The 2794-nt window shown below is 67.7% G+C and carries 1 protein-coding gene; it reads right to left on the reverse strand.

The features are described 5' to 3' along the window. The coding region (locus OQ968_RS24675) for a condensation domain-containing protein (RefSeq protein WP_324682273.1) at positions 1–2794 on the reverse strand (2794 nt) is incomplete at both ends.

Below are 2794 nucleotides of genomic sequence, written 5' to 3' on the forward strand. Positions count from 1 at the left end.
CGGCGCTGATCGCCACCAGCACCCGTTGCAGCCGCTCGATCAACGCCGCGATGCTGGCCGGGTCGAACACGTCGGTGTCGTATTCGACGCGCAGGCCTAGTTGGGTGCCGGGCAGGGCTTGGACGGTGAGGGGGTAGTGGTTGTATTCGCGGTTGGTGAACTCGGTGAGGGTTAGCCCGTCGTCGCCCGGCAAGGCGGCGGTGTCCAGCGGGTAGTTTTCGTAGACGAAAAGGGTGTCGAACAGTTGGTCGTGACCGGTGATGCGGTGCATGTCGCCCAGGGCCAGGTGCTGGTGTTCGAGGGTGTGGTTGTGGGCGTTTTGGAGCTGGTCGAGCAGGTCGGCGGTGGTGGTGGTCGCGGTGATGCTCGCGCGCACCGGCACGGTGTTGATCAGCAGGCCCACCATCGATTCTGCGCCGGGCACCTCGTCGGGGCGGCCTGAGACGGTGACACCGAAAGCGACATCATGCTGGCCGGTCAGCCCCATCAGCAGCTGCGCCCACCCGCTTTGCAAGACGGTGTTGATGGTGGTGTGGTGCGAGCGTGCCAGCTCACCAACGGCCCGGGTGATTTGTTCGGGCAGCTGAAATGAGGCGACGTCTCGGCGGCCGAGGCTTAACCGGGCTGGCGGGCCGACCAGTGTGGGGGTGCTAAACCCGGCGAGCACCTCGCGCCAGGCCGTGTGGGCGGCCTGCAGGTCGCGACCGGCCAGCCAGGTCACGAACCTGCGGTAGGGCACCGCCGCGCCCAGCCGCTGCCGCTGATAGCTGGCGAAGATTTCTCGCAGCAGGATCGGCAGCGACCAGCCATCGACCACGATGTGGTGGATGGTCAGCACCATCCGGTGGTGGTCTGCGCCGGTGCGGATCAACGCGGCCCGAAAGGCTGGCTGCTCGGCCAGGTCGGCGACCGCGGCGCGTTCGGCGGCGCAGACCTGCTGGAACTGCTCATCGGCGCCGGCGCCGTCGAGGTCGAGGTATTGCCACGCGGGCGCGGGATCAGCCGGGATGATTTGCACTGGCGCACCGAACCGGTCGCAGAATCGGGCCACCAGGTTGGGATGGCGGTTGATCACCGTGGACAGCGCATCATGCAGCCGGTGCGGGTCAAGCGGTCCGCGCAGCGTCATGGTCAGCTGCACCGCATACACATCATCGCCGCCAGCTTGGGTGCTGGTGTGAAACAGCAGCCCCTGTTGCAGCGGGGTCAGCGGGAGGACGTCCCCGATGTGGTATCGGCGTTCAAGCTCGTCGATGTGGTGCTGGCTCAAAGCGGCCAGGGCGATATCGGATGGGGTCAGCCCGCCCCCACCCTGGTGCACGTGCGCGCAGATACCGGTCAGGGCCTCAAACCACAACCGGCTCAGCCGGGTGACCGCCGCGCGATCGAGCACCGAGGGCGCCCACATCCAGTTGGCGTGCAGCTGCGGGCCGGCGTCGGTGTCCACCGTGACGGCGTTGAGTTCCACGGTGTGGGCCAGCGGCATCGGTATCGCCGCGGCGGCGCCGGTCAACGACAAACTGTCCGGGCTGATGCGCCACAGATCCTCGGATGCCTGCCCGGCCGGCCCGCCTAGGCGGCCTAGATAGTTAAACCCGATCGGCGGGTCAGCCCCGCCCAGTTCCACCTCGGTGTTCAAATAGCGCAGCAGCCCATAGGTCACACCGTCCGGCAGCGCCCGAAGCTGCTCTTTGGCGTCTTTGATCACCGCCCCCAGCGCGGCCTGCCCGGCGATGACCTGCGCCCAGGACTGTCCACCCATCCGCAACGACACCGGGTATTTGCTGGTAAACCAGCCCACGGTGCGTGAGAGGTCCACATCGGGGCCCAGTTCCTCGTGGCGTCCATGGCCCTCGACATCGATGCCGATCGGCGCGGTGGGGGTGCCCAAGAATTCCGCCCACGCCAACCCGAACGCGATCAACAAAATGTCTTGCACCCCGGCATGAAACGCCGTCGACACCTCACCTAAGAGCCTGCGAGTCGTCTCGACATCCAGGGCCGCCGATAACAGCCCGACGCTGGCGTAGGTATCCACCGCCGGTGTCACCGCCGGCAACACCGCAGGGGTCCCCGCCACCTGCCGCCAGGTGTCGGCCTGCTCGATCACCTGCGGGTGGTGCGCGTATTCAGCCAGCAGCGATGCCCACCGGGCAAACGACGTCCCGCCCGCCGCCAACACCACCGGCTGCCCACCGCGGTGCTGGGCCCAGGCGATGTTGAGGTCCTCCAACAGAATTCGCCACGACACCCCGTCAACGGCCAGGTGGTGAATGATCAACGCCAACTGGCCAGTCGAGGCCACCCACAACGCCGACAGCATCACCCCGGCGTCAGGGTTCAACCGCGACCGCGCCTTGACCAACGCCTCATCGGACAACACGTCCACCGAGTCCAAGCACCCGCCGGCATCCACCGACCCCACCTCGGGCACCCGTAACAACCACCGGCCCGCGCGGTCGTGGTCAACACGCAGCCGCAGCATGGCGTGGCGATCCAGCAAGGCCTGCAACACCACCACCACATCGGCCTCGCTCACCCCCGCAGGGGCCTGCACCAGCACCGTCTGGTTGAACTCCTCGACCGGACCCGCCACGGCCTGCAGCCAGCCCACGATCGGGGTGACCAGCACCGGCCCGACGCCCTCATCGATCACCTCACCGGCGCCGTCGGCCACCACGGCCACCCGGGCCAGCCCGGCCACGGTCTGCTCGACGAAAATGTCGCGCGGCCTGCACACCACCCCGGCTGCACGGGCCCGCGCCACCACCTGCATCGACAAAATACTGTCCCC

Origin of the sequence: Mycobacterium sp. 663a-19, from assembly GCF_035616495.1 — a bacterium.
GTDB lineage: Bacteria > Actinomycetota > Actinomycetes > Mycobacteriales > Mycobacteriaceae > Mycobacterium.